A 5,473-nucleotide genomic window follows, 5' to 3' on the forward strand; every position below is an offset into this window, starting at 1 on the left:
AAGAAAAGGCGGACTACACCACATTCCGGGACAGGATCGCCGTTCCCCCAAGCGTGACTCGGTAAACCGCTCCGAGACGGGGCGAACTATGCGCAACTTGTTCCTTCTAACGGAGAATGGCCGTAAATTTTCTTACGCACCATCTGTCCCCGCCGCTCCATGGCGCGTCTTGCTCTCTACAAAAAAGAATTTGGAGAGGGAAAAGCAATGATTGGAAGATTCCAAGGATGCCGCCTTAGCTGCGGAACTTCCATTGCCGCATCGGCAATTTTTCTTGCGGGCATGCCCACTTACGCACAAGAGGCAGCCTATAGTCTGAATATCCCGGCGCAGGAACTTGATCGCGCCCTCAGGACACTGGCACGTGCCACGCACATGCAAATTACTTTTGACGCCGCATTGCTGTCGGGCAAACGCACGCAAGCCCTGAAGGGCAGTTATACGCCCCGTACGGCGCTTGGCCTCCTGTTGAAAGACACTGGTCTTGTCGGACAAACCGGCAGTTCGGGGCTGATCATTATCCGGCCCGCACCGGCTCAGGTGCCGGCTGCGCTCTCAGCGCCCCCAGCGGGCGCGGCGAGGGCAGCGCAGCCGAGCAATAATGTCCCGCATCCGTCCCCTGCAGCAGATGACGCGCAGACGTCGAACATCGCGGACATTATCGTGACCGCTCAAAAACGCGCCGAACGCCTTCAGGATGTTCCGATTTCCGTTTCTGCCTTCAATGCGCAACAGTTGCAAACGCAGCAAATAAATACGACTTCCGATCTTGCTCAGATGACACCTAGCCTGACGATGAGCGAACAGTCGAACGTTGTGCTTCCCTTCATCCGGGGCGTCGGATCAACAGCGATCATTCCTGGCGAGGTAGGGAGTATATCCACCTATATCGACGGCGTCTTCATGCCGTCCCCCTTCGGTGCCTCGTACGAATTGGCAAACATAGAATCGGTGCAGGTGCTAAAAGGTCCGCAAGGAACGCTTTTCGGGCGCAATACTGCTGGCGGCGCGATAATATTGAACACCGAACAGCCAGGCTTTACCTGGAAGGGCAAGCTATCTGCCCAATATGGCAATTACGATTCTCGCAAGGTGGGTGCCTACGTGAACGGCCCTGTTTCGGACCGGGTCGCGATATCGCTGCTTGGCAGCTACGAAAAGGATGACGGTTACCTTCATGATATCATCCGAAATGAGCGAACCGGCGAACTGGAGAGGACGATGGCTCGCGGCTCCATCCTGTTTCGGGCGACCGATAAACTCACATTTACGGTAAACGCCGATTACGCGAAGAATGATGATAATAGCGGAATTTCGCAGCAGCCCCGCAATGGCTATCAGGGAAAGATGGCGATCACTCCTAATCCGACCGGATTTTATGATGTCGCGTTAAACACAGACGCTTCTGCCCGGATCAAGCAATATGGCGGATCGTTGCACATCGACTGGGACGCTGGCCCCGTACGCGTCGTATCCATAACAGCGAAGAGAAAAAACCGCTATGCGGTGCGGGACTATGACACTGACGTTACGCCGATCAAATATCAAACCATTTCATTTGACGAGTATAGTGACAATTTTTCTCAAGAGCTGCAGATTATATCGAATGGTGATGGGCCATTCAAATGGGTCGTTGGCGGTTTCTATTCAAATCAGGATGCAGGCTGGAACGATCTCAATTTTAATGGCACGATCTTCAGGACAAATACCAATGCAAAGGCGTTAGCGGTGTTCGCGGATGGCACTTACACATTGGGCGACTTCAAATTCACCGGAGGTATACGCTATAATATAGACAGACTCACATATACGGGGTCGCTAAATGGCGTTTTGAGAGCTGACGATTTCAAGAAGAAATATACGTCGGCAACGCCCCGCGCTGTCCTGAGCTATCACCCCAGCCGCGATGTCTTGGCCTATGCGAGCTACTCGAAGGGTTTCAAGAGCGGCACGTTCAGCCAGACGGCTTTTTCACGCACACCCATCGACCCCGAGAGGATCAATGCCTACGAACTTGGTCTGAAACTCCAGCCCGCACCGTGGCTGACGGCCAACGCTGCCGCCTATCTCTATGATATCAAGGGCTTGGTCGTTCAGTCTCAGGACCCCGTTACCAATCTCCAGGTTCTGCAAAATGCTGCATCGGCGCGGACGAAAGGCTTCGAATTCGAAGCGACAATCCGGCCGATCCCGCGGCTCGATATAAATGCGGGCATTTCCTATCTTGACGCCAAATACAAGGATTTCGACAAGGCACAGGCATTCGTGCCGAGGGCAGCGGGACTCCCGCCGCTGACCCCCGATGGGACCGGCAATATGTCGGTGTCGGTGGATGCGTCTGGTAACAGGGTCGTTCGATCGCCGAAATGGACATTTAACGTCGGCGCTTCCTGGACGATCGATTTGCCATCTGGTGGCTCGGTCGTGCCCTCTGCCCATCTTTTCCACACATCGGCCTTCTTCTTCGACGCCATCAACCGGCTGAATCAGGACGCCTACACTTTGGTCAACGCACAGATCGAATGGCGACTGCCCGGTGACAGGTTCACCATCGCTGCATATGGCAAAAATCTTGGCGGCACCAAATATCTGGACTCCTTCGGCGCTTCGACTTTTACCGACCGCGCGGTGCCCGGCAGCCCGCGGACATATGGGGTCAGGGTTGGCTACAAATTTTGATGCATCATGTCCTGACTTCCATGCTGTGTTTCAGCGTGGAAGTCAGACTATAGCTTTCATCTAATATAGTGCGATGATGGCTAATGTGGGCATTGACTATGCAGTTGTCGAGCAATGAAAGAAAATGCCTTTCCCGTTTATCCGTGCGGATTTAAGAGGATTTCAAATATGCCTGTACGTGGATCTTTGCCACGGTGGATGTTGATCGGCATATGCTTTCTCGGCTGCAACATGACCATGGGCTTCGCTTTTGGCTCATTTGGGCCGCTACTGGCCAGTACAGAGCAGCATTTTGGGATAAACCGCCCTGCTGCGTCCCTGGGCATGGCCTTCGTCACCCTGGCCGTAGGTGGCCTTGCCCCCTTTCTCGGCAATGTCATGCAGATAGTCCCGGTGCGCCACGCGATGGCTGGTGGCTGCTTGCTGAGTGCAATAGGTTATTTTGGACTGGCGACGCTAAACTATTATCCGCTGGCTCTGTTCATGTTTATATTGACCGGTGCCGGCATCTCTTTGAGCGGCATCATCGGGCCGCTGACCGTCATCAGCCGCTGGTATACGGATGGTCGCGGTGCCGCGCTATCGATCGCAGAACTGCCCATCTTCATACTGGTCATGCCCTTCGTCATCGGTAGCGTCCTTCCGCACGTCGGACGATCGGCCATACTTGCGACTGTAGCGGTCATCTTTGTCGCGATCGCGCCGCTGTTCCTGCTCTTGCGCGATCCACCGGCCAACGGGTTCAGCGCAACCGGCGACGGCGCGACGACGTCGCAGATGGTGGTCGAAGAGACAGGCGGCGGCTCGGCGCTCACGAACCTTCAAATTCTCTCCATGCGTCCTTTCTGGCTTCTCTCGCTTGCCATGGGCATCATGTCCGGGGCCAGTCTGGCCTTCTATGTGCACATCGTCGCTTTCGCCATGGGCCGGGGCATGACCCTGCTGGCGGCCGGCGGTATGCTCTCAGCCTATGGCGCCGCCGGTCTGGTCGGCGTGCTTTTGTGGGGCCGCATCGCGGACTGGCGCGGTCCGCCGCAGACACTCGCGCTGACGAGCTTTCTGCTGACGCTCCTTTGGCTTGCCATGATCCTGGTCCCGACCAGCGGTCTGTACGTGGTCGCGGCGGGTTTGGGCTTGTGCGCTACACCCATGCTTACGCTTCACGGCGCCGCGCTAAGCGCGCTGATTCCGTCGAACAGCGCCAGCCGCGCAATGGGCCTGAGCTACGGCATAAAGTTGCCTTTTCTGTTCGTTGCCGCACCCGCCATCGCATTCATCTTCGAATCCACCGGCGGCTATACGACGCCATTTGCCGTGATCGCTGCGGTCATGGCCCTGTGCTGCCTTCTTTTTATCGTTCTTTCGATGACAACAGGCCAGCATCACAATTCGAGGGTACCGCGGGGACGCCGCCTTGAACCGCCGCTCTCAAGGGAAAATCTTCCTGCCGAGACTTAGCGTTTGGATATCTTGCGCCTGAAGCACTGAACGCCATGGGCTGACATATTTTGGAGAATGATGATGGAATATGAAGTTGTTACCGATGGGCTTTGCTTTCCGGAAGGCCCGGTTTGGATGCTGGATGGCAGTATTATTCTGGTCGAGGTCGGCGCAGGCCGGATCACCCGGGTATGGCCTGATGGGCGCAAGGAAACCGTTGCAGAGCCAGGAGGCGGCCCGAGCGGGGCCGCAATCGGTCCCGATGGCTTTCTCTACGTGGTCAATAACGGCGGTTTTGTCTGCCACGAACGCGATGGCCTGACGATTCCCGGCGAAGCCTTGCCGGGTTACAAGTCCGGATGGCTCGACCGGATCGACATCGGAACGGGGAAGGTCGAGCGGCTTTACGACAATTGTGAGGGCCATCCCCTTTCTGCGCCCAACGATATCGTATTCGACTATCAGGGTGGCATCTGGTTCACGGATTTCGGCAAGCACCTTAGCCATAGCATAGGGTATGGAGGCCTGTTTTATGCCAAGCCGGACGGCTCCTTGATCAAGCGCGCAGTGGCTGGACCACATTATAATGGCATTGGCCTGTCGCCCGATAGAAACACCCTCTATACCGCCCCGTCTTACGAGTCATTGCTGGTCGCCTTCGACATAAAGGGACCGGGCGACCTAGCACCGACAACAGGGTTTGTGATGGGCCGGCCTGTTGGTCAATTTGCGGCCCATCAAATGCCGGATTCGTTTGCGGTCCTAGCGAACGGGCATGTCGCGGTGGCGACGGTGGCGGCGAGGCCGGGGATTGCATCGGTCAATCCGGAAAGCGGTCAGATCACCAACTATCCCCTGGATGAAATGGTCGTTACCAACATATGCTTTGGCGGTAAGGACATGCAGGATGCCTGGATTACGCTGGGAACGACCGGGCGTCTCTTCAAGACCCGCTGGGAAACACCAGGATTACGGCTGGCGCACTATAGCTGAAGTCTTGATTGGCCTCAAACGGCGGACCTTGCTCTTTGTATCAATTGCAACCGCCTCCTTCATTATTCGAGTGGATACGCAATAAGCCGCTGACCTTGAGGAGAGAATGGTAATGAAAGTGCTCGACGCACAGGAACTGTTGCAAACCGCTCAGGATCGGACCGGCCTGTCCGACTTTGGACCGGATGATTTCCGCGAAGGCCTCGACATGCTCGTGAAGGGTGTCAATGCCGAGGTAGACGTCCGCCCCGATCGCGTCGAGCATCTGCGGGAGAACATCTTGCGCCTGTTGATCAACCGGCTGTGGTTCCAAAAAGACCTCGCTGAGCATCCCGAAATTCTCGACGAGATCATCGACGCA

3 protein-coding genes and 1 pseudogene are annotated in these 5,473 nt (G+C 56.0%); all 4 read left to right on the top strand.

Translation table 11 applies throughout. The features are described from left to right. Positions 1 to 159: 159 nt before the first annotated feature. Positions 160 to 2,679 carry a TonB-dependent receptor gene (locus tag WG908_RS16355; RefSeq protein WP_340187572.1) on the top strand — a complete coding sequence of 840 codons (2,520 nt, stop codon included), beginning with the start codon at positions 160 to 162 and terminating at the stop codon, positions 2,677 to 2,679. Between the two features lie 231 nt (positions 2,680 to 2,910). Beyond that, positions 2,911 to 4,137, top strand: a complete 1,227-nt coding sequence (locus WG908_RS16360; protein WP_340187573.1) for an MFS transporter — start codon at positions 2,911 to 2,913, stop codon at positions 4,135 to 4,137. Between the two features lie 63 nt (positions 4,138 to 4,200). Continuing rightward, a complete protein-coding gene (locus WG908_RS16365) occupies positions 4,201 to 5,112 on the top strand; it encodes an SMP-30/gluconolactonase/LRE family protein (protein ID WP_340187574.1) in 912 nt (303 codons plus the stop codon). A gap of 112 nt (positions 5,113 to 5,224) precedes the next feature. Further along, positions 5,225 to 5,473 (top strand): annotated as a pseudogene (locus tag WG908_RS16370) (sulfotransferase family protein); the annotation flags it as partial.

The organism is Sphingobium anseongense, assembly GCF_037725245.1.
Taxonomy (GTDB): Bacteria; Pseudomonadota; Alphaproteobacteria; order Sphingomonadales; family Sphingomonadaceae; genus Sphingobium.

What these genes read in the sequence shown, in the direction of transcription:
- WG908_RS16355 (WP_340187572.1), top strand. Translation starts at nt 160, where the DNA reads ATGGCGCGTCTTGCTCTCTACAAAAAAGAATTTGGAGAGGGAAAAGCA.
- WG908_RS16360 (WP_340187573.1), top strand. Translation starts at nt 2,911, where the DNA reads ATGACCATGGGCTTCGCTTTTGGCTCATTTGGGCCGCTACTGGCCAGT.
- WG908_RS16365 (WP_340187574.1), top strand. Translation starts at nt 4,201, where the DNA reads ATGGAATATGAAGTTGTTACCGATGGGCTTTGCTTTCCGGAAGGCCCG.